The organism is Embleya hyalina, from assembly GCF_003967355.1.
Lineage (GTDB): Bacteria > Actinomycetota > Actinomycetes > Streptomycetales > Streptomycetaceae > Embleya > Embleya hyalina.
In genome coordinates, this window is the sequence record NZ_BIFH01000056.1 from 13,709 (window position 1) to 40,653 (window position 26,945).

Below are 26,945 nucleotides of genomic sequence, written 5' to 3' on the forward strand. Positions count from 1 at the left end.
TGCTCGCGACATGGGCCGACCTGGTGTTGCCCGTGTGCTGCGCGGGCTGCGCCGCGCCCGGCGCGCAGTTGTGCGCCGCCTGTCGGGCGGTGTTCGTCCCGGCGCCGCGGCCGGCCGACCCGGTGCCCGCGCCCGAGGGGCTGCCGCCGGTACACGCGGTCACCGCCTATCGGGAGCCGGTGCGCTCGGTGCTCGCCGCGTACAAGGAGCACGGCGCGCGCCGCCTGGCCCGCCCCCTGGGGGACGCGCTGGCCCGGGCGGTGGCGGCCGGTCTCGCCGATCCGGCCGGGCCGTGCCTGCTGGTCCCGGTGCCCTCGACACGCGCCGCGGTGCGTCGGCGCGGTCGGGACGCCACCGGGGAGCTGGCGCTGCGCGCGGCCGGCCGATTGCGCGCGGCCGGGGTACCCGCGCGGGTGCTGCCGGCACTCCGACATACCCGTCGAATCCTGGACCAGGCGGGCCTTTCTGCACATGAACGGAGGATGAACGTGCGCCGATCAATGATCGTTTCGGACAGGTTGGCGCCCTTGTTTACGGGCATTAGTGTGGTGATCGTCGTCGATGATGTTTGCACCACCGGCGCAACTCTCGCGGAGGCGACCCGTGCGGTCCGAGCCGTGGGAGGGCGAGTCGAGGCGGCGGCCGTGGTGGCCGCGACCGCCCGGCGGCGCGGGACGGAGCAGGGCCGTCGGCGACCTGGTCGGTCGGATGGGTGCCCACCCCTCCGGCATGGCGCAATGGATGGAGTTCTGCGTGGACATTGTCGTCAAGGGCCGCAAGACCGAGGTACCCGAGCGTTTTCGCAAGCACTGTGTCGAGAAGCTGGAGAAGATCCGCAAGCTCGACGACAAGGTGATCAGCGTTGACGTGGAGGTGTCCAAGGAGCGGAACCCGCGGCTGGCGGAGCGCTCGGACCGGGTGGAGATCACGCTGAACACGCGTGGCCCCGTCATCCGGGGCGAAGCCGCCGCGTCCGACCCCTACGCCGCACTCGACCTGGCGTGCGCGAGACTCGAGGCACAGTTGCGCAAGGCCGCCGACCGGCGGCGCGTGCACCATGGTCACCGCTCCCCCGTCTCGGTGGGCGCGGCCACTGCGGAGATCAATCACGCCGATCGGCTCAATGGGGCCGTGGTGGCGTCCGCGGAAGACATCGAGGCTGTGAAGAACGGCGAATTGAGGCCCCAGCCGCACATGGCGGGCCCGATCGAGGTGGATGGCGAAGGCCCCCTCGTGGTTCGCGAGAAGGTACACGCCGGGCGTCCGATGGCGCTCGACCAGGCGCTGTACGAGATGGAGTTGGTGGGCCACGACTTCTATCTGTTCATCGATTCGAGCACCAGGTGGCCGAGTGTGGTGTACCGCCGGCACGGCTACGACTACGGTGTGATCCACCTCAAGCCCGAGGACCGCGAGGACGGTGGACCGCAGTAGTCGCGGTCGGGCCGCCCCCGCGCGCCCTCTGGTCGTGATTCGACGCCGAAACCCTTCGGGGTTTCGGCGTCGGTTGCGTCCCCGACCCTGGCGTTCCCTGGCGAATGTTCCGCTTCGCAAGTACGTTCCGCACATAACGCCCATCAGGGCCTGGCGTCGTGGCGATCACGTGGGATCATGTCCTGGACACGGATCGTGCCGACCCAGGGGGGAAACACGGTGGGTGAACAGTCTGTTCCGGCCCGCGTGGAGCACGGCTCAGCGGGCGAACCGATTCGCGTGCTGGTGGTCGACGATCACGATCTGTTTCGCCGGGGTCTGGACATCGTGCTCGCGCCGGAGCCCGATATCACCGTGGTCGGCGAGGCCGGGGACGGCGCCGAGGCGCTGGAGGCCGCGCAGGACCTGCTGCCCGACATCGTCCTGATGGACGTGCGCATGCCCAGACGCGGTGGCATCGAGGCCTGCACCGCGATCAAGGAGGTCGCGCCCAGCACGCAGATCATCATGTTGACGATGAGTGAGGAAGAGGCCGACCTCTACGACGCGATCAAGGCCGGCGCCACCGGATATCTGCTCAAGGAGATCTCGCACGGCGAGGTGGCCTCGGCGATCCGCGCGGTGGCCGACGGGCAGTCGCAGATCAGCCCGTCGATGGCGGTCAAGCTGCTGACCGAGTTCAAGTCGATGAGCCGGCGCGACGACGAGCGCCGACTGGTGCCGGCGCCGCGGCTGACCGACCGCGAGATCGAGGTGCTGCGCCTGGTCGCCACCGGGCGCAACAACCGCGACATCGCCAAGCAGTTGTTCATCAGCGAGAACACCGTGAAGAACCACGTGCGCAACATCCTCGAGAAATTGCAGCTGCATTCGCGCATGGAGGCCGTGGTCTACGCGATGCGGGAGAAGATCCTGGAGATCGGCGACTGAATCGGGGCGCCGCCCGGGCCCTCCGGGGTCGGCCGGACGCGGACGCCCGGCCGATCCCGGAGGGTCAGCCCGCGAGCAGCGCGGTCAGCCGCGCGCGGGTGCTCTCGTGGTCCAGCGCCTCGATCCGTACGTCGTCGCACCCCACCCACCCGGCGGCCGCGCGCAGCGCGTCGGCCGCGCCGGCCAGCACCCGCTCGCCGACCGCGGCGCCGGCCTCGAAGGACATGCGCCGGGCCACCAGGGTGCGTCCCTCCCGGGCCGGGTCCACCCGGCCGACCAGCCGCCCGCCCGCCAGGATCGGCATCACGAAGTAGCCGTGCACCCGCTTCGCGGCGGGCACGTACGCCTCCAGGCGGTGCTCGAAGCCGCCGAACACCCGGGCGGTGCGCGGGCGATCCCACACCAGCGAGTCGAACGGCGACAACAGCGTGGCGCGATGACGCCCACGCGGGGGCGAGGCGAGCGCGTCGGGGTCGGCCCACGCACCCTCGCGGGCGGCCCGTTCGCCCCAGCCCGCGACCGCGACCGGGACCAGGCCGCTGCCGGGCAGGGCGGCGTCGACCTGGGCCCGGGTCAGCCGGTACTGGTCCATCAGGTCGGCCCGGGTGGCCACCCCGAGCTGTCGGCCCGCGAGGCGCACCAGGCGGCGCAGGCACTCCGCGTCGTCGGGCTCCTCGGCGAGCAGGGTCGCCGGGACCACACGTTCGGGCAGGTCGTAGACCCGCTTCCAGCCGTCGCGGCGCACGCAGACCACGTCGCCGAAGGCCAGCGCGCGCTCGACGGCGATCTTGGTCTCGCTCCAGTCCCACCACTCGCCCTTGTTCTTGGCGCCGCCCAGCGCGGTCGCGGTGAGCGGGCCCTCGGCGCGCAGGCGCGCCAGGACGGTGTCGAACGACTCCTGCGTCACCTGGTGGCCCCACAGCCGGCCGCGGTCTCGGTAGTGCCGGCGGCGGAAGGCGAAGTCCGGCCAGGTCGACATCGGCAGCACACAGGCCGCGTGCGACCAGTACTCGAACGCGGTCTCGCCGGACCAGTAGGCGCTCTCGACGGTGGGGCGGCCGACCGGGCCGAGCCGGGAGTAGGGCACCAGCTCGTGCGAGCGGGCCAGCGTGGAGATCGTGTCGAGTTGTACCGCGCCCAGCGAGCGCAGCACGCCGAGCACGCCCGCCCGGCGATCGGGGGCGCCCAGCAGGCCCTGCGCGGCCAGCACGATGCGGCGGGCCTCGTCGGCGGTCAGCTCGGCGTCCGGCGTGAAGGTCGGCTGTGAGGTCATGGCCGCCACCTTAGAACGTATGTTCGCATCAGACGTCCGTGGCGAGCCGGGCGTGCAGATGTACGTCGGCGAACTCCTCGCCGAAGCCGGTGAGGCAGCCCCGGAGTACTCCTTCGAGTGCATATCCCGACGCGTTCGCGACCGCGCACGAGGCGGTGTTGGCCACCGTGTGGCGCAGTTCGAGGCGATGCAGATCCAGCGCGCCGAACGCCCAGCGGGTGAGCGCGCCGACCCCGTGCCGGGCCACCCCTCGACCGCGCGCCGACTTCAGCGTCCAGTAGCCGACCTCGGCCGAGCGCCACTTCGGCACCACCTTCCACAGCGCCACATGGCCGTGGACCTCGCCGGTCACCGCGTCCATCACCGCGAACGAGGGCCCCTCGCCGGTCGCCCACCGCCGCTCGCGCTCGGCCAACCACGCGCGCGGATCCTCGTCCTCGGGCTCGGGGGGCCGGTGCACGATCTCGCCGTCGGCGAGCGCGCCGGCCACCACGTCGACGTCGTGTTCGTTCCAGGGCCGGAGCTGAAAGCGTCCCGCCGCGATCTCCACAGGTTCCATGCCGGTCACTGTGCCGGCCCGCGAGGCTCGATCCCGGCTTGCCTCCTCGCATACGATGGCCGTATCGGCGGGACGGGCCCCGCCGTGCCGTCACGTCCGAAAGGCGGGCGGGCGCCGTCGGGCAAGGAGCTCATCCAGCGTGTCTATCTTCGACAAGGTCCTGCGCGCCGGCGAGGGCAAAATCCTGCGCAAGCTCAACCGCATCGCAGATCAGATCGAGTCGATCGAAGACGACTTCAAGGACCTCTCCGACGCCGAGCTGCGTGCGCTCACGGACGAGTACAAGCAGCGCTACGCCGACGGGGAATCCCTCGACGACCTGCTTCCGGAAGCCTTCGCCACGGTGCGCGAGGCCGCGCGCCGCACGCTCGGTCAGCGGCACTACAAGGTGCAGCTGATGGGCGGTGCCGCGCTGCACCTGGGCAACATCGCCGAGATGCGCACCGGCGAGGGCAAGACCCTCGTCTCCACCCTGCCCGCCTACCTCAACGCCATCGCCGGCGAGGGTGTGCACGTGGTCACGGTCAACGACTACCTCGCCGAGCGCGACTCGGAGTGGATGGGCCGCGTGCACCGCTTCCTCGGTCTGACCGTGGGCTGCATCCTGGCCAACATGCCGCCGCACGAGCGCCGCAAGGCGTACGGCTACGACATCACGTACGGCACCAACAACGAGTTCGGCTTCGACTATCTGCGCGACAACATGGCGTGGTCGGCCGACGAGCTGGTGCAGCGCGGCCACTTCTTCGCCGTGGTCGACGAGGTCGACTCGATCCTCGTCGACGAGGCCCGCACCCCGCTGATCATCTCCGGCCCGGCCGACCAGGCCACGAAGTGGTACGCCGACTTCGCGACCATGGTCAAGCGGCTCAAGCGCGGCGAGGCCGCGAACCCGCTCAAGGGCATCGAGGAGACCGGCGACTACGACGTCGACGAGAAGAAGCGCACCGTCGCCATCCACGAGTCCGGCGTCGGCCGGGTCGAGGACTACCTGGGCATCGACAACCTCTACGAGGCGGTCAACACCCCGCTGGTCGGCTACCTGAACAACGCCATCAAGGCGAAGGAGCTGTACAAGCGGGACAAGGAGTACGTCGTCGTGGACGGCGAGGTGCTGATCGTCGACGAGCACACCGGCCGCATCCTCGCCGGTCGCCGCTACAACGAGGGCATGCACCAGGCGATCGAGGCCAAGGAGGGGGTGGACATCAAGGACGAGAACCAGACCCTGGCCACCGTCACCCTCCAGAACTTCTTCCGCCTGTACAAGAAGCTCGGCGGCATGACCGGTACCGCGATGACCGAGGCCGCCGAGTTCCACCAGATCTACAAGCTCGGCGTGGTGCCCATCCCCACCCACCGTTCGGTGCAGCGCGTGGACCAGTCCGACCTCGTGTACAAGACCGAGGAGGCCAAGTTCAACGCGGTGGTCGAGGACATCACGCAAAAGCACGAGAAGGGCCAGCCGGTCCTGGTCGGCACCACCAGCGTGGAGAAGTCCGAGTACCTGTCCGCCCAACTGCGCAAGCGCGGTGTGCCGCACGAGGTGTTGAACGCCAAGCACCACGAGCGCGAGGCGCAGATCGTCGCGCAGGCCGGCCGCAAGGGCGCGGTCACGGTGGCCACCAACATGGCCGGCCGAGGCACCGACATCATGCTCGGCGGCAACCCGGACCACCTCGCCGCGGCCGAACTCGCGCAGCGCGGGCTGACCCCGGGCGAGACGCCGGAGGAGTACGAGGCGGCCTGGCCGGAGGCGCTGGAGAAGGCCAAGAAGGCGGTCAAGGCGGAGCACGAGGAGGTCTCCGACCTCGGCGGGCTGTACGTGCTCGGCACCGAGCGGCACGAGTCCCGCCGGATCGACAACCAGCTGCGCGGTCGTTCCGGCCGGCAGGGCGACCCGGGCGAGTCGCGGTTCTATCTGTCCCTGGGCGACGACCTGATGCGCCTGTTCAAGGCCAACATCGTCGAGCGGGTGCTGACCCTGGCGAACGTGCCCGAGGACCAGCCGATCGAGTCGAAGATGGTCTCGAACGCGATCAAGTCGGCGCAGACCCAGGTCGAGCAGCAGAACTTCGAGATCCGCAAGAACGTGCTCAAGTACGACGAGGTGCTGAACCGGCAGCGCGAGGTGATCTACGGCGAGCGCCGTCGGGTGCTCGCGGGGGAGAACCTGCAGGAGCAGATCGGGCACTTCATCGACGACACCGTCGAGGCGTACGTGCACGGTGCGACCGAGGGCTTCGCGGAGGAGTGGGACCTCGAGAAGTTGTGGGCCAACCTCAAGCGGCTGTACCCGGTCAGCATCACGATCGAGGAGGTCGAGGAGGAGTTCGGCGACCGCTCGGAGCTGGACACCGACCAACTGATCGAACTGCTCCGGGCCGACGCCCAGGCCGCCTACGCGCTGCGTGAGGAGAAGCTGGGCGAGGAGGTCATGCGCGAACTGGAGCGCCGGGTCATCCTCTCGGTGCTGGACCGCCGGTGGCGCGAGCACCTGTACGAGATGGACTACCTCCAGGAGGGCATCGGCCTGCGGGCGATGGCGCAGCGCGACCCGCTGGTGGAGTACCAGCGCGAGGGCTTCGACATGTTCAACGCCATGATGGAGGGCATCAAGGAGGAGTCGGTCGGCTACCTCTTCAACGTCGAGGTCGAGATCGAGCAGGTGCCGGAGGCGCCGAGCATCTCGATCGACAAGGCCGCGCCGCTGCCGGAGATCCACGCGAAGGGCCTGGACGCGCCCCAGCGGCCGGCGCACCTGCAGTACAGCGCGCCCACGATCGACGGCGAGGGTGGTGTGGTCACCTCCGAGGAGAACTTCGACGAGGACGAGGACGAGGTCGAGGAGGGCGCCACGCGTGCGGAGCGGCGGCGGGCGCAGCGGGCGAAGCGGAAGAAGAAGTAGGGATCCTTCGCGCGGGTCCTCAGGCGTCGGACGGGCTGAGGGGATGTCGGTTGGTGGGGGTCGTGGGTGGTGGCCCCGGTCGGGGTTTGCCGGCCTGCGGCCCGCTGTCCTCAAGCGCCGGACGGGCTGGGTTTTGGTGCCGGATGGGCTGACGGGCTGAGGTTTGGTGCCGGATGGGCTGACGGGCTCGGGTTTGGTGCCGGATGGGTTGACGGGCTCGGGTTTGGTGTCGGACCGGCTGACAGGGTCGGGTTTGGTGCTGGATGGGCTGACGGGCTCGGGTTTGGTGTCGGACCGGCTGACAGGGTCGGGTTTGGTGCTGGATGGGTTGACGGGCTGATGTTTGGTTCGGGTTGGTGATGGTGGGGGCGAGGGCCCGGACCCGGGGGGTTCGGGCCCTCTGGGTTTTCAGGTGAGTTCGTCGTGTTCCAGGGCTGTGCAGAGCCAGGTGTTGGTGGGGTGGCGGGTGGGGGCGTCGCGTTCCAGGCGGAAGGCCAGGGTGAGGACCCAGGACGGGGCGCGTAGGCGGGCGTAGCCCTCGGCGATGCCGTCGGCCGGGGCGTGGCCGCCGCAGGACTCCACCCGCAGGTGTCCCACGTGGCGGGCGGCGAGGCGGCGGATCAGGTGTTGTGTGGTGCCGTAGACGGGGGCGGAGGCGTACGGGCGCAGCTGGGCGATCGCACGCCGGCCCGAGGCGATCTCGGCCAGCGCGTGGGCCAGCCGTCGCGAGCGCAGCCGGGCCTCGGCCGGGTCCGGTTCGGCCAGGGCGGGGACCAGGCGCAGGGCGGGTCGCGGGTCGCGTCGCGGCGCGAGGCGGGAACCCGGCCGGGAGTCGGATCCCTGCTCGGGATGGGGCAGCGGATGAGGCAGCGGGTGCGGGGCGTGGGCCAGGTTGCCGTGGACGAGGGCGGTGCGGCTTCCCGACGGGCGCAGGGGGATCACCTCGGCGACCGCCGCGGTGTCGAAGGGGGTTTCGCCGGCGGGGGCTCGGACCACGTACAGGCGTGGTGGCGAACCGGTGTTCGTGTGGACCATGGGTCCTCCCCGTGAAACGGACGTGACGGTCTTGGCGCACGTCGTCCCGCTCGTTCCCCCGACCGGGACGTGTGCAGGCACTTCCTAGCCGGCCGGCGCCGCCCGGTCAACCATTCGTCTGGTCACCGCTGCGATTACGCTGACGCGCGTCGACTCACGCGTGGTGGCGCCGGGTCGGCCGTCGTTTCGGCGCCCTTCGTCCCCGAAGGAGTGTCCGGATTTCACTCGATTGGAGTCGCCCGATGCGCGTGTTCATCCCTACGACGCCCGCCGGCCTGGCCGCGGTGCACGCCGCCGGCGGGATCGAGTCGGCGCCGCTGCCGGCGTACACGGTCACCGAGGCGTTTCGCGCGTGGTACGGGAGCGACGACGAGGAGGAGTTGGAGTACGGCGCGCTGACTCGCGCCGCCGAGGGCTCGCTCCGGCTGCTCGCGGGCGAACCGGGCGCGGTGCGTCGGGCCGTACTCGCGGCGGACGTGCCGGACACGCTGGTGACCGAGCGGTCCCAGGAGGGGCCGGGCGCGGTCCTGGTCGACGCGCGCGTGCCGCGCAAGCGGATCGCGGCGGTGCACATGGACACCGCCGACGCGGAGGAGGCGGTCGCCGCGGCGCTGGCGGGCGGGCTCACCGACGAGCTGATCGAGGCCACCGAGGAGCACGAGCTGCTGTGGTTCGCGACACAGGAGCTGGCCGACCTGCTGTGACGACCGGCAGGGCACAATCAAGGTCCATGACGAATCGGAATCCGCACCTGGTATGGGACTGGAACAGCACCCTGTTCCACGACCTGGACGCGATCATCGAGGCCACCAACGCCTCGTTCGCGCTGATCGGACAACCGCCGATGACGCTGGAGCGTTATCGGGAGCTCTACTGCGTGCCGGTGCCGAAGTTCTACGAGAAGGTCGTCGGCCGGGTCCCGGACGCGGCCGAGTGGATCCGACTCGACGCGGCCTTCCAGGAGGTCTACACCGTGCACAGCGCGCGCTGCGAACTCGCCGTCGGCGCGGACGAGCTGCTGCACGCCTGGCAGCGCGAGGGCGGTACCCAGTCGTTGTTGTCGCTGACCGCGCACGAGGCGCTGATGCCGTTCGTGCGCCGGTTCGGGATCGAGGAGCGGTTCGTCCGGGTGGACGGGCGGGTGGGTCCGCCGGGCGGCGGCAAGGCCGAGCACCTGGTGCGGCACCTGGCCGCGCTTGAGCGGGACCCGGCCGACGTGGTGCTGATCGGCGACGCCGCCGACGACGCGGCGGCGGCGCTGCACGTGGGCGCGCGGGTGGTGCTGTACGCGGGCGGCTCGCACGCGCGGGCCGGCCTGGAGGGGGTCGGTGTGCCCGTGGTGGATTCGCTCGCCGAGGCGGTCGAGCTCGCGCGTACCTACGTGCGCTGAGGCCCCTCGCGCATCGATTGTCCGGTTCGTGGGCACTGCGCATCCATGGATGCTGTGACCCGGGTACCCCGGCCGAGCAACGAACCCGTCCACGGCTACGCGCCGGGCAGCCCCGAGCGGGCCCGCCTGCAGGAGCGGCTCGCCGAGTTGTCCGCCGTACCCGTGGACCTGCCGCACACCATCGGCGGCGAACGACGGATGGGCGCGGGCAAGCGGGTGCAACTCGTCCAGCCGCATCGGCGCGCGGGCGAGCTGGGCACCCTCGCCAACGCGACCCACGACGACGCGCGGGCCGCGCTGACCGCGGCGAAGGAGGCCGCGCCCGAGTGGCGCGCGCTCGACTTCGACGATCGGGCGGCGATCATCCTCAAGGCGGCCGACCTGCTCGCCGGGCCGTGGCGCGAGACCGTCGCCGCCGCGACCATGCTCGGTCAGGGCAAGACGGTGCAGCAGGCGGAGATCGACGCGCCGTGCGAGCTGATCGACTTCTGGCGGTTCAACGTCGACTTCGCCCGGCGGATCCTGGCCGAGCAGCCGATCAGTTCCCCCGGGGTGTGGAACCGGCTGGACCACCGGCCGCTGGAAGGCTTCGTGTACGCGGTCACCCCGTTCAACTTCACCGCCATCGCCGGCAACCTGCCGACCGCGCCCGCGCTGATGGGCAACGTGGTGTTGTGGAAGCCCTCGCCCACCCAGGCGCTCGCCGCGCACCACCTGATGCGGCTGTTGGAGGCGGCCGGTCTGCCGCCGGGGGTGATCAACCTGCTGCACGGCGACGGCGTGGCGGTCTCCGACGTGGCGCTGGCCGACCCGGACTTCGCGGGGCTGCACTTCACCGGGTCCACCGCGACCTTCAAGCACCTGTGGCGGGGCATCGCCGACAACCTCGACGCCTACCACGGCTACCCCAGGATCGTCGGCGAGACCGGCGGCAAGGACTTCGTGGTCGCGCATCCCAGCGCCGACCACGACGTGTTGCGCACCGCGCTGGTGCGCGGCGCGTTCGAGTACCAGGGCCAGAAGTGTTCGGCCGCCTCGCGCGCCTACATCCCGCGCTCGATCTGGGAGAGCGAGTTCCGGGACGCCTTCCTGGCCGAGGTGGACGGGTTGTCGATGGGCGACGTGACCGACCTGAGCCACTTCATGGGCGCGGTGATCGACGAGCGCGCGTTCGCCAAGCTGAAGGCGGCGATCGACCGGGCGCACGCCGCCGACGGCCTGCGGGTACTCGCGGGCGGGACCTACGACGACGCGGTGGGCTGGTTCGTGCGGCCCACCGTGGTGCTCGCCGAGGATCCGTGGGACGAGGTGTTCACCACCGAGTACTTCGGGCCGTTCCTGGGCGTGCACGTGTACGAGGACCGCGACTGGGACACGATGCTCCGGCAGATGGAGTCGGCCGCGCCGTACGCGCTCACCGGTTCGGTGATCGCCCGCGATCGGCGCGCGCTGGCGCACGGCACCGACTTCCTGCGCTTCGCGGCGGGCAACTTCTACCTCAACGACAAGCCCACCGGCGCGGTGGTGGGGCAGCAGCCGTTCGGCGGCGCGCGGGCGTCCGGCACCAACGACAAGGCCGGCGCGATGCAGAACCTGATGCGCTGGACCAGCACCCGCACGATCAAGGAGACGTTCGACCCGCCGACCGACTACCGCTATCCGCACATGGGCTGAGCGGCCGGGCGGGCGGGCTCAGGCCGGTGCCTTGGCGCGCAGGACCTGGACGAACTCGCGCATCCAGGCCGGGTGGTCGACCCAGCCGCGGGCGGAGACCAGGGTGCCGTCGACCACCGCCTCGCCGTCCACCCAGGTGGCGCCCGCCGCCCGTACGTCCGGCGCGATCGCCGGGTAGGCGGCGGTACGGCGCCCGTTGAGCACCCCCGCGGCGGCGCTGACCAGCGGCCCGTGGCAGATCTGCGCGACCGGCTTCTCGGCCGCGAAGAAGTGCCGCACGATGCGCTGCACCACCGGGTTGTTGCGCAGGTACTCCGGCGCCCGGCCGCCCGGCAGCACCAGGGCCACGTAGTTCTCCGGCCGCACCTCCACGAAGGCGAAGTCGGCCGGCCACGTGTAGCCGGGCTTTTCGGTGAACGTGTCGTATCCGTCGACGAAGTCGTGCACGACGAAGTTGAGCTTCTTGCGCGAGGGCCCGGCCACGTGCACGTCGTAGCCCTCCTCGCGCAGCCGCTGGTACGGGTAGAGCACCTCGAGCGATTCCGCCGCGTCGCCCGTGATCAACAGCACCTTCTTGGCCATGACGATCGTCTCCCCACCGAGTTCGTCCGCCCGCGTCGCGTCGTTGCTCCCGCACCAAAGGTGCCCCGAGCGTGCGTCCGGGGGCAATGGGCAATCGCCGGCGCCTCGGAACCCGCGGGCTCAGGGCGACAGTGGTACGGGGTGTCCGGGCATAACCGAAAATTACTTACAGGGTGATCCGAGATCCCCTCTCGGCGGCCGAGGACCACGCGAGTAGCCTGACGATGCGGCGACGCCGTGCGGGTCGCGTGCCGGGACGACGGAGTCCCGGAACCATCACCGACGCGCCGACGTCGCCTGAAACAGGTACTCGCGACAAAGCGGGTACCGGCAGTACACGGCCGGGCACGCCCGGGGACGGCAATGGTCACGCAACGGCGCGCGACAGGAGCGGCAGCATCATGCAGAGCAAGCTGGACGAGGCGAAGGCGGAGCTTCTCGCCCGAGCGGCGGACGCGGCACGGGCGGCATCGTCACAGCACGGAGGCGGCGGGCCCGAGGGCCCGAACCGGGTGGACCTCGATGTCCTCCTGTCCCGCTATTACCGGCACACCGCACCCGACGACCTGATCGACCGCGATCCGGTCGACGTATACGGTGCGGCGATCTCGCACTGTCGACTCGCGGCGGGGCGCCCCCAGGGCACCGCGCGGGTCCGGGCGTACACGCCCACGGTGGAGGAGAACGGCTGGGCGTCGGGGCACACCGTGGTCGAGGTGGTCACCGACGACATGCCCTTCCTGGTGGACTCGGTCACCAACGAACTCTCCCGCCAGGAACGCAGTATCCACGTGGTGATCCACCCGCAGCTGATCGTCAGGCGCACCATCGCCGGCGAACTGCTGGAGATCGTGGACACCACCGACGCACACGGGGTGCCCGAGGACGCGATCGTCGAGTCCTGGATGCACATCGAGATCGACCGGGAAACCGACCGCGAGGACCTGCGCGCGGTGGAGAGCGGGTTGCAGCGGATCATCAGCGACGTGCGCGAGGTGGTCGAGGACTGGGCCAAGATGCGCGACACATCGCTGCGCCTGGCCGACGAACTCGCCAACGACCCGCCGGCGACGCTGCCGGAGGAGGAGATCGGCGAGGCGTGGGAGCTGCTGCGCTGGCTCTCCGAGGACCACTTCACCTTCCTGGGATACCGCGAATACGACCTGGTCTGCGAGAACGACGAGGACGTGCTGCGCGCGGTGCCCGGCACCGGGCTCGGCATCCTGCGCGCCGACCAGGACCTGTCGGCGGCCTTCAGCCGACTGTCCACCCAGGCCCGGGCCAAGGCCCGGGAGAAACAGTTGCTGATCCTCACCAAGGCCAACTCGCGGGCCACCGTGCACCGCTCGGCCTACCTCGACTACATCGGCGTGAAGAAGTTCGACGCGGCCGGCAACGTGATCGGTGAGCGGCGCTTCCTGGGGCTGTTCAGCTCCGCCGCCTACACCGACAGCGTGCAGCGCATCCCCGTGGTGCGCCGCAAGGTGCACGCGGTGCTGGACAAGGCCGGCTTCCCGCCGGTCAGCCACGACGGCCGGGACCTGCTGCAGATCCTGGAGACGTACCCGCGCGACGACCTCTTCCAGATCGCCGTCGACGAACTGCACGACATCGTGATCAGCGTGCTCTACCTCCAGGAGCGGCGCCGGTTGCGGCTGTTCCTGCGCAAGGACGAGTACGGCCGGTTCTACTCGGCCCTGGTCTACCTGCCGCGTGATCGCTACACCACCGAGATCCGGCTCAAGATGCAGGACATCCTGCTCGCCGAGCTGGCCGGTTCCGTCGTCGACTACACCGCGCGCAACACCGAGTCCGTGCTCGCCCGCCTGCACTTCACCGTGCGCGTGCCCACCGGCGCCGAACTCGGCGACCCGGACGTGGACTACATCGAGCGCCTGCTCTCCGAGGCCACCCGCTCCTGGATCGACGACTTCGGCGAGGCCCTCGTCGCCGAATGCGGCGAGGAGAGCGCGTCCGAACTGTCCCGCCGCTACGCGCACGCGTTCAGCGAGGGGTACAAGTCGGACTTCCCGCCCCGGACCGCGGTCGCCGACCTCAAGCGGGTCGAGGAACTGACCCCCGAGGCGGACTTCACGCTCCACCTGTACGAGCCGATAGGAGCACTGCCGGGCGAGCGGCGCTTCAAGATCTACCGCATCGGCGACTACGTCTCGCTGTCCGAGGTGTTGCCGATCCTGCAGCGGATGGGTCTGGAGGTCGTCGACGAGCGGCCCTACGAGCTGCACCGCGCCGACGGCACCGTGGCATGGGTGTACGACTTCGGTCTGCGCTACGACGCCTCGGCGATGTACGGGCAGCCCGAGGACGTCAAGGAGTTGTTCCAGGACGCGTTCTCGGCGACCTGGACCGGGCGCGCGGAGAACGACGGATTCAACGCGCTGGTCTTCCGGGCCGGGCTGACCTGGCGCCAGGCGATGGTGCTGCGCGCCTACGCCAAGTACCAGCGCCAGGCCGGGGTCACGTTCGGGCAGGACTACATCGAGGGCGTCCTCGTCTCCAACCCGCACACCACCCGACTCCTGGTGAACCTGTTCGAGGCCCGCTTCTCGCCCGGCCACCAGCAGGCCGGCACCGAGTTGGTGGACGGCATCGTGGAGGCCATCGAGGGCGCGCTCGACCAGGTCGCCAGCCTGGACGAGGACCGCATCCTGCGCTCCTTCCTGGCGATGATCAAGGCCACCCTGCGGACCAACTTCTTCCAGCACCGCGAGGACGGCGAGGCGCACGACTACCTCTCGCTGAAGTTCGACCCGCACGAGATCCCGGACCTGCCGGCGCCGCGGCCCCGGTTCGAGATCTTCGTCTACTCGCCCCGGGTCGAGGGCGTACACCTGCGCTTCGGCGCGGTCGCGCGCGGCGGGCTGCGCTGGTCCGACCGGCGCGAGGACTTCCGCACCGAGATCCTGGGCCTGGTCAAGGCGCAGATGGTCAAGAACACGGTGATCGTGCCGGTCGGCGCCAAGGGCGGATTCGTCTGCAAACAACTGCCCGACCCGAGCGACCGCGAGGCCTGGCTGGCCGAGGGCGTCGCCTGCTACCGCACCTTCATCGGCGCCCTGCTCGACATCACCGACAACCTCGTCGACGGCGAGGTCGTGCCGCCGGCCGACGTGGTGCGCCACGACGCGGACGACACCTACCTGGTGGTGGCCGCCGACAAGGGCACCGCGACGTTCTCCGACATCGCCAACGCGGTGGCCGAGTCGTACGGGTTCTGGCTCGGCGACGCGTTCGCCTCCGGCGGCTCGGCCGGCTACGACCACAAGGGCATGGGCATCACCGCCCGCGGCGCGTGGGAGTCGGTCAAGCGGCACTTCCGCGAGCTGGGCCACGACACCCAGACCGAGGACTTCACCGTCGTCGGCATCGGCGACATGTCCGGCGACGTGTTCGGCAACGGCATGCTGCTCTCCGAGCACATCCGGCTGATCGCCGCGTTCGACCACCGGCACATCTTCCTGGACCCGAACCCGGAGGCGGCGGTCTCCTTCGCCGAGCGCCGCCGGTTGTTCGACCTGCCGCGCAGCTCGTGGGCGGACTACGACACGAGCCTGATCTCGGCCGGCGGCGGTGTGTACCCGCGCACCGCGAAGTCGGTGCCGATCAGCGCGCAGGTGCGCGAGGCCCTCGGGCTGCGCGCCGGGCTCGTCCGGCTCACCCCGGCGGAGCTGATGAAGGCGATCCTGCAGGCCCCCGCGGACCTGTTCTGGAACGGCGGCATCGGCACCTACATCAAGTCGAGCGGCGAGTCGCACGCCGACGTCGGCGACAAGGCCAACGACGCCATCCGGGTCAACGGCGCCGACCTGCGGGTCAAGGTCGTCGGCGAGGGCGGCAACCTGGGCTGCACCCAGCTGGGCCGGGTCGAGTTCGCGCTCGCGGGCGGCCGGATCAACACCGACGCGATCGACAACTCGGCGGGCGTGGACACCTCGGACCACGAGGTGAACATCAAGATCCTGCTCAACCAGGTCACCGCCTCCGGCGACATGACCGGCAAGCAGCGCAACGAGCTGCTCGCGCAGATGACCGACGAGGTCGGCCACCTGGTCCTGGCCGCCAACTACGGCCAGAACTGGGCGCTGGCCAACGCCGTGGCGCAGGCGGCCAGCCTGCTGCACGTGCACATGCGGTACATGCGCCGGATGGTCCGCGACGGGCACCTCGACCGGGAGATCGAGTTCCTGCCGACGGACCGTCAGCTCCGCGAGCGGCAGCAGAACGGGCAGGCGATGACCCAGCCCGAACTGGCCGTGCTCCTGGCCTACACGAAGATCGTGATGGCCCAGGACCTGATCGCCTCCGACCTGCCCGACGATCCGTTCCTGGCCCGGGAGTCGTACCGCTACTTCCCGAGCGCGCTGCGGGCGAGGTTCGTCGAGCAGATGGACCGGCACCCGCTGCGCCGGGACATCATCACCACCGTCGTGGTGAACGAGGTGGTCAACCTCGCGGGCATCACGTTCATGTTCCGCATGCGCGAGGAGACCGGCGCGTCGGCGGAGGAGGTCGCCCGGGCGCACATCACCGCACGGGAGATCTTCGGCGCGGACCGGATCATGGGCGCCATCGCGGCCCTGGACAACAAGGTCCCGGCCGAGATGCAGACCACCCTGCGGCTGCACAGCCGGCGGCTGATCGAGCGGGCCACCCGCTGGTTCCTGGGCAGTCGGCGCGAGATCGACATCGCCGCGCAGGTGGAGTTGTTCCGCGACGGCGTGGCCGAGGTGATCGCACACCTGCCCAAGGTGCTGCGCGGCTCGGACCTGGCCTGGATGGACGGGCTGTACGAGCAGTTCACCGCGGCGGGCGTGCCCACCGAACTGGCCACCGCGGTGGCCGGGATGTCCTCGGCGTACGCGGCCCTGGACATCGTCGAGGTGGCGACCGAATCCGATCGCGGCGTGGTCGACGTCGCCCAGGTGTACTTCGACATCGCCGACCGGCTGCCGATCGCGCACCTGCTCGACCGGATCATCGAACTGCCGCGCAGCGACCGGTGGAAGTCGATGGCGCGGGCCTCGCTGCGCGAGGACCTGTACGCGGCGCAGGCCGGGCTCACCGCCGACGTGCTCGCCTCCGGCGAGCCGGAGGACACCCCGGAGCTGCGGTTCAAGGCGTGGGAGCACAAGAACGCGCCGGTGCTGGTGCGGGCGCGGTCCACGCTGGAGGAGTTGCAGGAGGCGGAGAACTACGACCTGGCGACGCTGTCGGTCGCCATGCGGGTGATCCGTACGCTGCTGCGGACGGGCGCCAAGAGCTGACCGACACGAACGACCGCCGGCCCGGAACCCCGCTCGGGGTTCCGGGCCGGCGGCCGGTGGTTCGTGTGTTCCGCGAGCCTTCTACGGTTCGAGCATGAGCAGTTCGTGCCGGCTGCGCTCGCGCACGGCCCACCAGCACGGCAGGTAGACCACCGCCGGCACACCGGCCACCAGGATCGACCACGTCGGGCAGGCCATCAGTATCGCCACCAGCGCGACGAACACGTGGATCAGGCCCACCGCGGCCGCACGCCCCAGCGCGCCGGTGCCGCGCCGCAGCGCGTCGCGCACCCCGACCACACCGAAACCGCACATCACGGCGATGCCCGCGCACAACACCGACGCGATCAGCAGCAGATCGCCGAGCCCCTCCAGGCTCTTGCGGTCGTCGCGCACCGCGAACGACATCACCGCCAGGGTGCCCGCGCCCACGCTCATCAGCAGTGTCTCCACGGCCAACGCGATCAGCAGCGTGCGGAGAAAACCGATCCGACGACTTCCCCTCATTGTTCCCCCGAAATGACGTTTTGCCCCCCGTTTGATGCGCCCCCGAACCGGTTCCGCAACAGGGGTGGCACCCTACGCCTTCGGACGATGCCACACGGAATCGTGTTCCCGACGGCGGTATCCGTAACGAGTCCGGCACGAAACGTCGAGGCCGCGAGGCGGTTGCCCGGAAGTCACCGGACCGCCCCGCGGCCGTCGTCCACCTGTCGACTACTTCACGGCGCCCGCCATCACGCCCTGCACGAAGTAGCGCTGGAAGCCGAAGAACACGAGCACCGGGACGATCAGCGACAGGAACGCGCCGGGGGCCAGCACGTCGATGTTGGCGCCGAACGCCCGGGACTGCGACTGCAGGGCCACCGTCAGCGGCGCCGATTCGGTGTCCGCGTAGATCAGCGCGATCAGCATGTCGTTCCACACCCACAGGAACTGGAAGATGCCGAGCGAGGCGATCGCGGGCAGCCCCAGCGGCAGGATGACCCGGAAGAAGATGGTCAGATCCGTGCCGCCGTCCATCCGCGCGGCCTCGAGCAGATCGCGCGGGATGCCCGCGAAGTAGTTGCGGAGCAGGAACACCGCGAACGGCAGGCCGAACGCGACGTGGAAGAGCACCACGCCCGTGATCGTGCCGAACAGCCCGGTGTCCCCGTACAACTTCGAGATCGGGATCAGCGCCACCTGCACCGGCACCACGAGCAGCCCGACCACGACCAGGAACAGCCAGTCCCGACCGGGGAATTCCAGCCAGGCGAAGGCGTAGGCGGCCAGCGAGCCGATCAGGATCACCAGGAGCGTGCTGGGCACGGTGATCCAGATCGTGTTGAAGAACGCCCGGGTCATGTCCTTGTTGTCGAGCAGCTTGTCGTAGTTCGAGAAGGTCAGGTCGCTCGGCTTGCCGAGCACCTTCCACCAGCCGGACTTGCTCATCTCCTGCGGATCGCGCAGCGAGGACACCAGCAGGCCGAACGTGGGCATCAGCCAGAACAGCGCGATCAGCGCCAGCAGGACCGCCGCCAGGCCGCCGCCGGTGCGGCCGACGATCCGCGAGGCGAGGCCGCGCCTGATCCCCATCTCCGGTCGTGGCGGCGGGGAGGGCTTCGTCGGGTCGGAGGCCGCGGGCGCGCTCACCGGTTCTCCCTTCGGAAGCGACGGATGTTGAACAACATCGCCGGCAGCACCAGCAGGAACAGCAGGATGCCGATGGCACTGCCCAGGCCCTGGTTGTTGCCGCCGCCGAAGGAGGCGATGTACATCTGCAGGGCCAGGACGTTGGCCTCCTTCTGCGACGAGCCCAGCGAGATGATGTACACCAGGTCGAAGATCTTCAGCACGTTGATCACCAGGGTGACCATCACCACCACGAGCACGGGAGCGAGCAGCGGGATGGTGACCCGGCGGAAGACCTGCCACTCGGTCGCGCCGTCCACCCGGGCCGCCTCCAGCGCGTCCCGGGGGATCGCGGCCAGGCCCGCGGCGATCAGCACCATCGCGAAGCCGGCCCACATCCAGATGTAGGCGCCGATGATCGCGGCGGTGATCAGGTTCGGCCCGAGCCAGTCGTAGCCGGCGAAGGACTTGGCGAAGTTGGACGCGGCCAGGCGCAGTTGCACCGGGCCGCCCTCGGCGGCGGACGCGGGCAGGGTGAACGAGCCGTCCTTGCCGGTGGTCGTGCTCGCGACGGTGTGTCCGCCCCGGACCGCCTCCACCTTCACGCCCGGCAACCCCTTCTCGCCGGGGTCGACCACGCCGGGTTTGCCGGCGTTGCCCTTGCTGAAGTCGATCCAGACCACGCCGCCCAGGCCGCCGGCGGCCGGCACGCCGGGCCGGGCGTTCCGCGCGTCGCCGGGGATCTTGTTCGCGGGCAGCGCGACCAGCGGCAGCAACGCGGTGCCGTCGGCCGCGGTGCCGGCCCTGGTGAGGAAGCCGCCGCCCTGGGGGGTGAGTACGGCGTCGTTGCGCGGGCGGGCGCCGGGATACGGCGCGCCCTCGCTGAACACGTCGTGCACGCTGGTCATCACCGCGTTGGCCACGCCCTGGTCCGGGTCGCGGTCGTACACCAGCCGGAAGGTGATGCCGGCGGCCAGCATGGACACCGCCATCGGCATGAACACGATCAGCTTGAACGCGGTGGCGAACCGCACGCGTTCGGTGAGCACCGCGAAGACCAGGCCGAGCGCGGTGACCGCGGCGGGCACCACCAGGACCCAGATCAGGTTGTTCTTCAGCGCGGTGAACGTGTTGTCGTCGGTGAACAGTTCCTTGTAGTTGTCGATCCCCACGAAGTCCGACCAGCCGTCCGCGCCGAACAGGCTGCGAATCAGCGACCACACGATCGGATAGGCGACCAGGACGGCGAGCATGACGATGGCCGGCAGCAGGAACAGCCAGCCGAGCAGGGTGCCCGAACCGAGCCCGCGCGTCTCGCGCGCGGGCGTCGGCTTTGTCTTCTCGGGCACCGCGACCTGTGCGGGTGCCTTGTCACTCATGGCCGTCGATCACCCGGCCGAGAACGCCTTGGCGGCGTCCGCCTCCAGCTTGGCCTGCGCCCCCGCGACATCGGAGGGATTGCGCAGGAAGTCCTGGAGGTCGCGCCACTCGCCCTCGCCCTTGGTGCCGCCGAACGCCGCCGGCGTCTGGTCGGAGAGGTCGAAGCGGAAGTCGTCGCCCGCCGCGATCAGGTTCTTCGCGATCCCGCGCGTGGTGTCGTCGCGGTAGGCCGCGAAGTCCAGGTTCTTGTTCGGCGAGAGGTAACCGCCCTGCTGCGCCCATACCTTGGCCGCGTCCGGCGAGGCCAGATACTTCAGCAGCGCCTGGGCGCCGGGGGAGTCCTTCATCGCCACCGCCACGTCGCCGCCGGTGACCACCGGCGCCTTGCCGGTGCCGACCGCGGGGAAGCCGAAGAACTTCGCGTCGGTGCCGATCTTGGCCTTGGTGTCCTTGATGATGTTGGTGCCGATGAAGTCGCCGCCCGCGATCATGCCCGCCTTCGGCGGATCGCCGAACGCCTGCGGTACGGACGCGGGGAACTCGGTCTGGAGCACGCCGCCGGATCCGCCGGGGAACCAGTCGCCCTTGCCGAAGACCTGGGCCAGCGTCTCCAGCGCGGCCTTCACCGAGGGGTCGGTCCACGGGATCTTGTGCTTGGCCAGTTGGTCGTACTTCTCCGGGCCCGCCTGGCTCAGGTAGATGTTCTCGAACCAGTCGGTGAGCACCCAGCCGTCGGCGCCGCCGATCGCGAACGGCGGTGTGCCCGAGTCGGAGATCAGGCCGGCGTTCTTGAGCAGGTCGTCCCAGGTCTTCGCCTCGGTCGCGCCGGCGTTCTCGTAGACCTTGGCGTTGTACCAGATCAGCGACTTGTTGGCGCCCTTGTAGTACACGCCGTAGAGCTTGTCCTGGTAGGAGCCGAGCTTTTGCCACTGGCCGGAGAAGTTGGCCTGCACGGCCTGCTGGACGTCCGGCGCGAGCGGCTTGATCCAGCCCTTCTGCGCGAACTGCTGGAGTACGCCCGGCTGGGCCAGGAACGCCACGTCCGGCGGCGCGTTGCCCTCGACCCGCTGGCCCAGGAACGTGGAGGCGCTGTCGCCGGTGGGGATGAACTCGGTCTTGGCCCCCGTACGCTTCTCGAAGTCGGCGAGCACCTTCTTGAACGCGGCCTGTTCGTCACCGGTCCACACCGCCGCGACGCTCACCGTGGTGCCGTCGAGCCTGGGTACCGGCGCACCGCCGCCGCTCGGCGTCGAGTCGCTCTTCTTGTCCTTGCCGTCGCCGTCGTCGCTGCAGGCCGCGAGACCCATGGCGAGCATCGAGGCGACCGCCAAGGCGCCCACAAGCCGCTTCACGCATCCTCCGTAATGGACAGACCCGTCTCCGGGTCGAAGAAGTGCAGCCGGTCGGTCGCCACCCGCATCACCACGCCGGCGCCCTCGCGGGCGCGGGTGCGCGGGCCGAAGCGGGCCACGAGTTCGGAGTGCGCCGCGTCCGGGTCGGGCACCTGTTCCTCCGCGCCGACGTCGCGCGCCAGTTCCTGGACGTCCTCGGTCACCGCCGGCGGCGCGTCCACGCTCACGTGGACCAGCACCTCGGAACCCATCGCCTCGACCAGATCGGCCTCGGCCCGCAACACCGCGCCCGGCGCGGGCTCGGCGCCCTCCAGGGCGGCGTCGTGCAGGTCCTCCGGCCGGATGCCGACGATCAGCGACCGCCCGGCGTATCCGGCCAGGGCCGGCCGGGCGGCGAGCACCTCGGCGGGCACGGACAACCGCTGACTGCCCACGTCCACCGCGAAGTCGCCCGCCTCGTCGCGGGTCAGCGCGCCGGTGAGCAGGTTCATCGCGGGCGAGCCGATGAAGCCCGCCACGAACAGGTTGACCGGGTGGTCGTACAACTCCTGGGGTGGCGCGACCTGCTGGAGCACCCCCTTCTTCATCACCGCGACCCGATCGCCGAGCGTCATCGCCTCGGTCTGATCGTGCGTCACATACAGCGTGGTGACGCCGAGTTCGCGGGTCAGCCGGGCGATCTGGGCACGCATCTGCACGCGTAGCTTCGCGTCGAGATTGGACAGCGGTTCGTCCATCAGGAACGCCTGGGGCTCACGGACGATCGCCCGGCCCATCGCCACCCGTTGTCGCTGTCCGCCGGAGAGTTGGCGCGGTTTGCGGCCGAGGTGCTCGGCCAGTCCCAGTGTCCGCGCCGCCCGATCGACCCGCTCGCGAATCTCCGTCTTGGGCAATTTCCGCAATCGGAGCCCGAATCCGATGTTGTCCCGCACGTTCAGATGCGGATACAGGGCGTAGCTCTGGAACACCATCGCCACGTCCCGATCCCGCGAGGGGACCCGGTTGACCACCCGATCCCCGATGCTGACCGTGCCCTCGCTGATCTCCTCCAGGCCGGCCACCATGCGTAACGCGGTGGTCTTGCCACATCCGGACGGACCGACCAATACCAGGAACTCCCCGTCCGCAACAGTCAGATCGAGCGAGGTGACCGCTCTCGTGCCATCGGTGTAAACCTTTCCGACCCCATCCAGAACCACTTCCGCCACGAATTTCCCCCGAGGGTGGACAGATGTCGCCTTCCGATGTCCTGTCGTACGCCTGGTGTGGCGTTCGCCACAAGCCCTGCCCCGCGCAACGAGCCTTATTCGTGACTTTCGATCATCAGTGCGTAATGGGGGGACGGATGCCGGTCGCGCTCCGTATGCTGGCCGTGCCGCGACTGGCGTACACGTGGAATGACCACGGGGGAGCGGCGGTTCCGCCGACGAGGTGTCGTCCGCCTGGGCACCCGGCTCACATCCGTTGTGAACCGAGCCGGAGGAATGATGGACCGTCATGTCGAACTCGGCCGTACCGACCCGGAGATCGCGTCGCTCGTGCGGGCCGAGGAGGAGTTGCAGCAGGACACGCTGCGGCTGATCCCGAGTGAGAACTACGTCTCCGCCGCCGTATTGGAGGCGACCGGGACGGTGCTCACCAACAAGTATTCCGAGGGGTATCCCGGCCGGCGCTACTACGAGGGCCAGCAGAACGTCGACCCGATCGAGAACATCGCGCGCGAGCGGGCGAAGTCGCTGTTCGGTGTGGACCACGCCAACGTGCAGCCCTACTCGGGCTCGCCGGCCAACCTCGCGGTCTACCTCGCCTTCGCCCGGCCCGGTGACACGGTGCTGGGCATGGCGCTGCCGAGCGGCGGACACCTCACCCACGGCTGGGGCGTGTCCGCGACCGGGACGTGGTTCCGGGGCGTGCGCTACGGGGTGCGCGCGGACACCGGGCGCACCGACCTCGACGAGGTGCGCGACGTGGCCCTGCGGGAGCGGCCGAGGCTGATCTTCTGCGGCGGCACGGCCGTGCCGCGCACGGTGGACTTCGCCGCGTTCGCGGAGATCGCCCGCGAGGTGGACGCGATCCTGGTCGCGGACGTCGCGCACATCGCCGGGCTGATCGCGGCCGAGGTGCACCCCTCGCCGGTCCCGCACGTGGACGTGGTGTCCACCACCACGCACAAGACGCTGCGCGGCCCGCGCGGCGCGATGCTGATGTGCCGTGCCGAGCACGCCAAGGCGATCGACAAGGCGGTCTTCCCGGGCCTGCAAGGGGGGCCGCACAACCACACCACGGCGGCGATCGCGGTCGCGCTGCGCGAGGCGGCGACGGAGGACTTCCGGGCCTACGCGCGGCAGGTGGTGGCGAACGCGAAACGGCTGGGCGAGGAACTGGCCGCGCGCGGCTTCGAGTTGGTTTCCGGCGGGACGGACACGCACCTGCTTTTGGTGGACCTGACCCGGCGCGGGGTGCCGGGCAAGGTCGCGGCGCGGGCGCTCGACCGGGCGGGGATCGTGGTCAACTACAACACGGTGCCGTTCGACACCCGGTCGCCGTTCGATCCTTCGGGGATTCGGTTGGGGACGCCGGCGCTCACGTCGCGCGGCGTGGGGGTGGAGGACATGGCGTCGGTCGCGGGCTGGATCGATCGGGTGGTCGGGGGGTCGGAGGCCGAGGAGGCTCGCGTGCGCGTCGAGGTGCGGGAGTTTTTGGCGCGGTTTCCGGCGCCCGGGTTGGCCGTGTAGTCGGTCGGCTCGGGTTGGTTCGCCCGCCCGCTCCATCCGTTGCGTTTGGTCGTCGGGCTGCGGGTTTACGGCGTTCGGGGCGCCGATCCGGCCTGTTGGGCTTTGTGGCTACCGGGCTTTTTGGGTCAGGTGCAGGGGGGCTCTGGGCCATAGGCGGGATTGCAGGGGGGTGCCCAGTTGTTCGGCGGCGCGGCGGACCGCGCCGGTGAGCAGGGCCAGGTCGGTGGGGCCGTTGCCGCCGCCGACCGGGGTGGGGCGGCGGGCCAGGCGGTTGCCCATCTCCTGCCACTCCTGGCGGACGACGGTGGGGCGCAGGGTGGCCGTGCGCGGCATCCGGCCGGTCACCCGGCCGCCCTGGAAGGGGATCACCGCGCCGTCGCGACCGCGCACGAAACCCCGGCCCGGGTAGTCCTCGTCCACGCCCGCCGCGTCCTCGACGTCGATCAGCACACGGGAGGACTGCGGATCGTCCACACGCAGGGCGATCCGCAGTTCGGCGCCCGCCGCGGCCTCGATCTCCAGGCTCCGGGCGGGCCGACCCGTGGTCACCAGCAGGTGTACGCCGTGCGCGCCGCCGCGATGGGCCACGTCGGCGAGGCCCTTGACGCACCCCGGGTAGGTCTCGGCCAGCAGGTCTATGTCGTCCACCGCCACCACCAGCCGGGGCAGCGCCCCGTCCGGACCCGCCCGGTACGTCTCGAACGAGGTGCCGCGCAGCAGCCCCTCGCGGCGGTCCAACTCGTCGCGCACGGCGGCGATCGCGTCACCCGTCGCCGAGACGTCGGCGTCGGCCGGCGAGCCCACCACGTGCGGCAGGTCGGACAGCCCCTCGGGGCCCCGGACCAGCGCGATGGCCAACTCGTCGGGCCGGTTCGCCACCGCGAGCGAGCACAACACGGAGGCCAGCAACTCGGAGCGGCCCGAGCGGGCGGCCCCGCCGATCACCACGTGCGGGCCCTCGGCGGACAGGTCGACGGTGATCGCCCCGCGCGCGTCCGAGCCGAGCACCGCGCGCGGCGAGTGGCCCGCCTCGCGCCAGCCCGCGAGCAGCTTGGCGGGGGTGAGCAGGTCCAGGTTGAGCAGGTCGAGCAGGCGGACCGACTCGGGCAGTGGCGAGGTGACCCGGCGGGTGGCCTCGCGCAACGGGGCCAGCGCGCGGGCGAAGCGGTCCGCCCACGCGGAGGACACCGCGTCGGCGACCACGTCGGTCGATCGGCGGGTGCCCGGTCCGAGCAGGTCGATCCGGGTGCCCACCTCGCCGGTGACGTGGGCCACCGCCGAGCACTGCGCGGGCAGGTCCTCGGCCCGCTCGTCCAGGCACAGCGCGTGTACGCCCGCCGCGGGGCCCTCGACCAGGAGCCGGACGATCTCCGGCCGGGCGGCCAGTCGGCCGGCGCCGTCGAGCACGACCACGGTGCGCCGGACCGGCACCCGCTCGGCGGTGTCGATGCGGTCGAGCAGTTCGCCGGCGCGGGCCAGCACCTGATCCGGGCCCAGACCGACCAGGAGCCGGCAGTCCTGGCCCTCGCCCGGCCGCAGATGCGGCAACCAGCGGGCCCAGGCCCAGTCGCCGGCGGTGGCGGCGTCGGCGCAGAGCACGACCAGTTCGACGTCCTGCGGTCCGTGCAGCCCGGCGAGTTGGGCGACCACCGAGCGGGCCAGGCCGAGCAGCCGAAGACGTGGTCCGGCCAGGCCGAGGACGGTGTCCTTGAGCGAGACGGTGACCGGTACGGAGAACGCGGTCAGCCTGCGCTCCGCGCCGTCGCCGGCCGAGGTCGGCGGTTCCACCAGGGTCACCCGCGACGGCAGGTCGCCGACCCCCAGGCGCACGCTCAGCGCCTCCGGATGGCCGGCCGCGCGCTCCCAGAGCCGGCCGGACGGACCCGGCTCGCCGGTGGCCAGCGCGTCGAGCAGCAGCGTGGCCGGGTCGGGCGACCGGTCGCGGCGCCAGCGCACCTCGTCGAGCAGCGCCGAGCGGGCCGCCGCCTCGATCGTCTCCCGCTCGGTCCCGCCGGCCCGGCGGCGCAGCGCGAACGGGCGGCGCCGGCCCGGTGCCTCCTCGGGCAGTTCGAAGCGGGCCGGGGCGGGCACCGGCAACTGCGCGCGGGCAACCCGGCGGACCTCGATGTGGCCGGTGCCGTCGGCCCGCGCCGGGGTGCCGGCGGCGTCGTCGGGCGAGCCGTAGGGCTGGGGCGGGAACGTCTGCAGGGTGGACTCGCCGACCCGGAGCAGCGACCCCGGCGGCAGGTCGACCGGCTCGCGCCCGACCGGCATGCCGTCCACGGTGGTGCCGTTGGTCGAGTCGAGGTCGGCGACCCGGATGCGACCGGGCTCTATCCACAGTTCGGCGTGCAGCCGGGACAGGTCGGGATCGCCCAGACGCACCTCGGCCTCGGGCGCGCGGCCGATCCGTACCCCGCCCTGGTGCAGCAGGTGTACGCCGCCCGCGTCCGGCCCGCCGACCACCCGCAGCTGCGCGGACCCGGCGGAGGGGGAGGGGGAGCCGAGCGCGTCGACGGTGATCAGCGCGCCGTCCACCAGCGGCGGCCGGCCCACGGGGGTGTCGTCGCGCAGTCGCACGTCGCCCACCCAAAAACGTTGGCCGTCGGTGCCGGAGGCGGTCCGCAGCGCGCCCGCGATCCCCGCGAAGGTCGTCCCGGACGGCGCGGTGACGAGCACGTCGGCGCCCGGTCCGGTCCGCTGCGGTCCGTGCACGGTGAGCCGGATCTGCATGCGCGCCCTCCCTCCTCCGAGCAGAAAACAAGAGGCATCCTCGCACCCACGACCGTCATGT

At 70.8% G+C, this 26,945-nt stretch carries 19 protein-coding genes and 1 riboswitch; of the genes, 9 read left to right on the plus strand and 10 right to left on the minus strand.

Features of this window, described 5'->3' with window-relative positions:
• Positions 1 to 500 precede the first annotated feature (500 nt).
• The 3 genes from EMA17_RS55015 (at position 501) to EMA17_RS48220 (ending at position 2,364) form a co-directional block, all read left to right on the plus strand.
• Positions 501 to 866: a phosphoribosyltransferase family protein gene (locus EMA17_RS55015; protein ID WP_246127385.1), complete on the plus strand. Its 366-nt coding sequence runs from the start codon at positions 501 to 503 to the stop codon at positions 864 to 866.
• On the plus strand, positions 754 to 1,434 hold the full coding sequence (gene hpf, locus EMA17_RS48215) for a ribosome hibernation-promoting factor, HPF/YfiA family (protein WP_126643590.1): 681 nt from the start codon (positions 754 to 756) through the stop codon (positions 1,432 to 1,434). Before EMA17_RS55015 ends, hpf begins: the two co-directional genes overlap by 113 nt.
• Before the next feature lie 219 nt (positions 1,435 to 1,653).
• On the plus strand, positions 1,654 to 2,364 hold the full coding sequence (locus tag EMA17_RS48220) for a response regulator (RefSeq protein WP_246127381.1): 711 nt from the start codon (positions 1,654 to 1,656) through the stop codon (positions 2,362 to 2,364).
• A gap of 64 nt (positions 2,365 to 2,428) precedes the next feature.
• On the opposite strand, the gene EMA17_RS48225 is transcribed toward EMA17_RS48220, so the two are convergent.
• Positions 2,429 to 3,637 (minus strand): winged helix-turn-helix domain-containing protein, encoded by a 1,209-nt coding sequence (locus EMA17_RS48225; RefSeq protein WP_126643591.1) that lies wholly within the window; start codon positions 3,635 to 3,637, stop codon positions 2,429 to 2,431.
• Positions 3,638 to 3,665: 28 nt separating this feature from the next.
• On the minus strand, positions 3,666 to 4,196 hold the full coding sequence (locus EMA17_RS48230; protein ID WP_126643592.1) for a GNAT family N-acetyltransferase: 531 nt from the start codon (positions 4,194 to 4,196) through the stop codon (positions 3,666 to 3,668).
• Positions 4,197 to 4,335: 139 nt separating this feature from the next.
• Between EMA17_RS48230 and secA the strand changes: the two genes are divergently transcribed.
• Positions 4,336 to 7,104: a preprotein translocase subunit SecA gene (secA, locus tag EMA17_RS48235; RefSeq protein WP_126643593.1), complete on the plus strand. Its 2,769-nt coding sequence runs from the start codon at positions 4,336 to 4,338 to the stop codon at positions 7,102 to 7,104.
• Between the two features lie 408 nt (positions 7,105 to 7,512).
• Here secA and EMA17_RS48245 read toward each other — a convergent pair whose 3' ends face one another.
• Positions 7,513 to 8,139, minus strand: coding sequence for an Rv3235 family protein (locus EMA17_RS48245; RefSeq protein ID WP_126643594.1), 627 nt, complete (start codon positions 8,137 to 8,139; stop codon positions 7,513 to 7,515).
• 242 nt (positions 8,140 to 8,381) lie between these two features.
• Here EMA17_RS48245 and EMA17_RS48250 point away from each other — a divergent pair, with 242 nt between their 5' ends.
• The 3 genes from EMA17_RS48250 to pruA are packed head-to-tail and all read left to right on the plus strand — an operon-like array spanning position 8,382 to position 11,203.
• Positions 8,382 to 8,843, plus strand: coding sequence for a DUF6912 family protein (locus EMA17_RS48250; protein ID WP_126643595.1), 462 nt, complete (start codon positions 8,382 to 8,384; stop codon positions 8,841 to 8,843).
• 26 nt (positions 8,844 to 8,869) lie between these two features.
• The gene (locus tag EMA17_RS48255) at positions 8,870 to 9,529 is read left to right on the plus strand and encodes an HAD family hydrolase (RefSeq protein WP_126643596.1); all 660 of its coding nucleotides are present in this window, start codon (positions 8,870 to 8,872) and stop codon (positions 9,527 to 9,529) included.
• 45 nt (positions 9,530 to 9,574) lie between these two features.
• Complete coding sequence (pruA, locus tag EMA17_RS48260; protein ID WP_126643597.1) at positions 9,575 to 11,203, plus strand: L-glutamate gamma-semialdehyde dehydrogenase; 1,629 nt, start codon at positions 9,575 to 9,577, stop codon at positions 11,201 to 11,203.
• A gap of 18 nt (positions 11,204 to 11,221) precedes the next feature.
• Here pruA and EMA17_RS48265 read toward each other — a convergent pair whose 3' ends face one another.
• Positions 11,222 to 11,785: a DJ-1/PfpI family protein gene (locus EMA17_RS48265; protein WP_126643598.1), complete on the minus strand. Its 564-nt coding sequence runs from the start codon at positions 11,783 to 11,785 to the stop codon at positions 11,222 to 11,224.
• Positions 11,786 to 12,186: 401 nt separating this feature from the next.
• Between EMA17_RS48265 and EMA17_RS48270 the strand changes: the two genes are divergently transcribed.
• Positions 12,187 to 17,070, plus strand: coding sequence for an NAD-glutamate dehydrogenase (locus EMA17_RS48270; protein ID WP_126643599.1), 4,884 nt, complete (start codon positions 12,187 to 12,189; stop codon positions 17,068 to 17,070).
• Between the two features lie 81 nt (positions 17,071 to 17,151).
• Here EMA17_RS48270 and EMA17_RS48275 read toward each other — a convergent pair whose 3' ends face one another.
• The 5 genes from EMA17_RS48275 to EMA17_RS48295 form a co-directional block, all read right to left on the minus strand.
• Positions 17,152 to 17,577, minus strand: a complete 426-nt coding sequence (locus EMA17_RS48275; protein ID WP_126643600.1) for a hypothetical protein — start codon at positions 17,575 to 17,577, stop codon at positions 17,152 to 17,154.
• 210 nt (positions 17,578 to 17,787) lie between these two features.
• Entirely contained in the window at positions 17,788 to 18,648 is an 861-nt protein-coding gene (locus tag EMA17_RS48280; RefSeq protein WP_126643632.1) for a carbohydrate ABC transporter permease, read from the minus strand.
• A 53-nt stretch (positions 18,649 to 18,701) separates the two neighbouring features.
• Positions 18,702 to 20,063 (minus strand): ABC transporter permease, encoded by a 1,362-nt coding sequence (locus tag EMA17_RS48285; protein ID WP_126643601.1) that lies wholly within the window; start codon positions 20,061 to 20,063, stop codon positions 18,702 to 18,704.
• A gap of 9 nt (positions 20,064 to 20,072) precedes the next feature.
• A complete protein-coding gene (locus EMA17_RS48290) occupies positions 20,073 to 21,416 on the minus strand; it encodes an ABC transporter substrate-binding protein (RefSeq protein WP_126643602.1) in 1,344 nt (447 codons plus the stop codon).
• Complete coding sequence (locus EMA17_RS48295) at positions 21,413 to 22,624, minus strand: ABC transporter ATP-binding protein (protein WP_126643603.1); 1,212 nt, start codon at positions 22,622 to 22,624, stop codon at positions 21,413 to 21,415. The genes EMA17_RS48290 and EMA17_RS48295 overlap by 4 nt, the downstream gene beginning before the upstream one ends.
• A 159-nt stretch (positions 22,625 to 22,783) precedes the next feature.
• Positions 22,784 to 22,871, plus strand: a riboswitch (ZMP/ZTP riboswitch).
• Positions 22,872 to 22,900: 29 nt separating this feature from the next.
• Here EMA17_RS48295 and glyA point away from each other — a divergent pair.
• Positions 22,901 to 24,151 (plus strand): serine hydroxymethyltransferase, encoded by a 1,251-nt coding sequence (gene glyA, locus EMA17_RS48300; protein ID WP_126643604.1) that lies wholly within the window; start codon positions 22,901 to 22,903, stop codon positions 24,149 to 24,151.
• Positions 24,152 to 24,259: 108 nt separating this feature from the next.
• Here the strand turns inward: glyA and EMA17_RS48305 are convergent, their stop codons facing one another.
• On the minus strand, positions 24,260 to 26,884 hold the full coding sequence (locus EMA17_RS48305; RefSeq protein WP_126643605.1) for an FHA domain-containing protein: 2,625 nt from the start codon (positions 26,882 to 26,884) through the stop codon (positions 24,260 to 24,262).
• Between the last annotated feature and the right edge of the window lie 61 nt (positions 26,885 to 26,945).

Coding starts and splice junctions, on each gene's coding strand:
- glyA (WP_126643604.1), top strand. CDS start 22,901: ATGATGGACCGTCATGTCGAACTCGGCCGTACCGACCCGGAGATCGCG.
- EMA17_RS48250 (WP_126643595.1), top strand. CDS start 8,382: ATGCGCGTGTTCATCCCTACGACGCCCGCCGGCCTGGCCGCGGTGCAC.
- EMA17_RS48265 (WP_126643598.1), bottom strand. CDS start 11,785: ATGGCCAAGAAGGTGCTGTTGATCACGGGCGACGCGGCGGAATCGCTC.
- EMA17_RS48230 (WP_126643592.1), bottom strand. CDS start 4,196: ATGGAACCTGTGGAGATCGCGGCGGGACGCTTTCAGCTCCGGCCCTGG.
- EMA17_RS55015 (WP_246127385.1), top strand. CDS start 501: ATGATCGTTTCGGACAGGTTGGCGCCCTTGTTTACGGGCATTAGTGTG.
- EMA17_RS48280 (WP_126643632.1), bottom strand. CDS start 18,648: ATGGGGATCAGGCGCGGCCTCGCCTCGCGGATCGTCGGCCGCACCGGC.
- EMA17_RS48245 (WP_126643594.1), bottom strand. CDS start 8,139: ATGGTCCACACGAACACCGGTTCGCCACCACGCCTGTACGTGGTCCGA.
- EMA17_RS48225 (WP_126643591.1), bottom strand. CDS start 3,637: ATGACCTCACAGCCGACCTTCACGCCGGACGCCGAGCTGACCGCCGAC.
- EMA17_RS48255 (WP_126643596.1), top strand. CDS start 8,870: ATGACGAATCGGAATCCGCACCTGGTATGGGACTGGAACAGCACCCTG.
- pruA (WP_126643597.1), top strand. CDS start 9,575: ATGGATGCTGTGACCCGGGTACCCCGGCCGAGCAACGAACCCGTCCAC.
- EMA17_RS48270 (WP_126643599.1), top strand. CDS start 12,187: ATGCAGAGCAAGCTGGACGAGGCGAAGGCGGAGCTTCTCGCCCGAGCG.
- EMA17_RS48285 (WP_126643601.1), bottom strand. CDS start 20,063: ATGAGTGACAAGGCACCCGCACAGGTCGCGGTGCCCGAGAAGACAAAG.
- EMA17_RS48275 (WP_126643600.1), bottom strand. CDS start 17,577: ATGAGGGGAAGTCGTCGGATCGGTTTTCTCCGCACGCTGCTGATCGCG.
- EMA17_RS48305 (WP_126643605.1), bottom strand. CDS start 26,884: ATGCAGATCCGGCTCACCGTGCACGGACCGCAGCGGACCGGACCGGGC.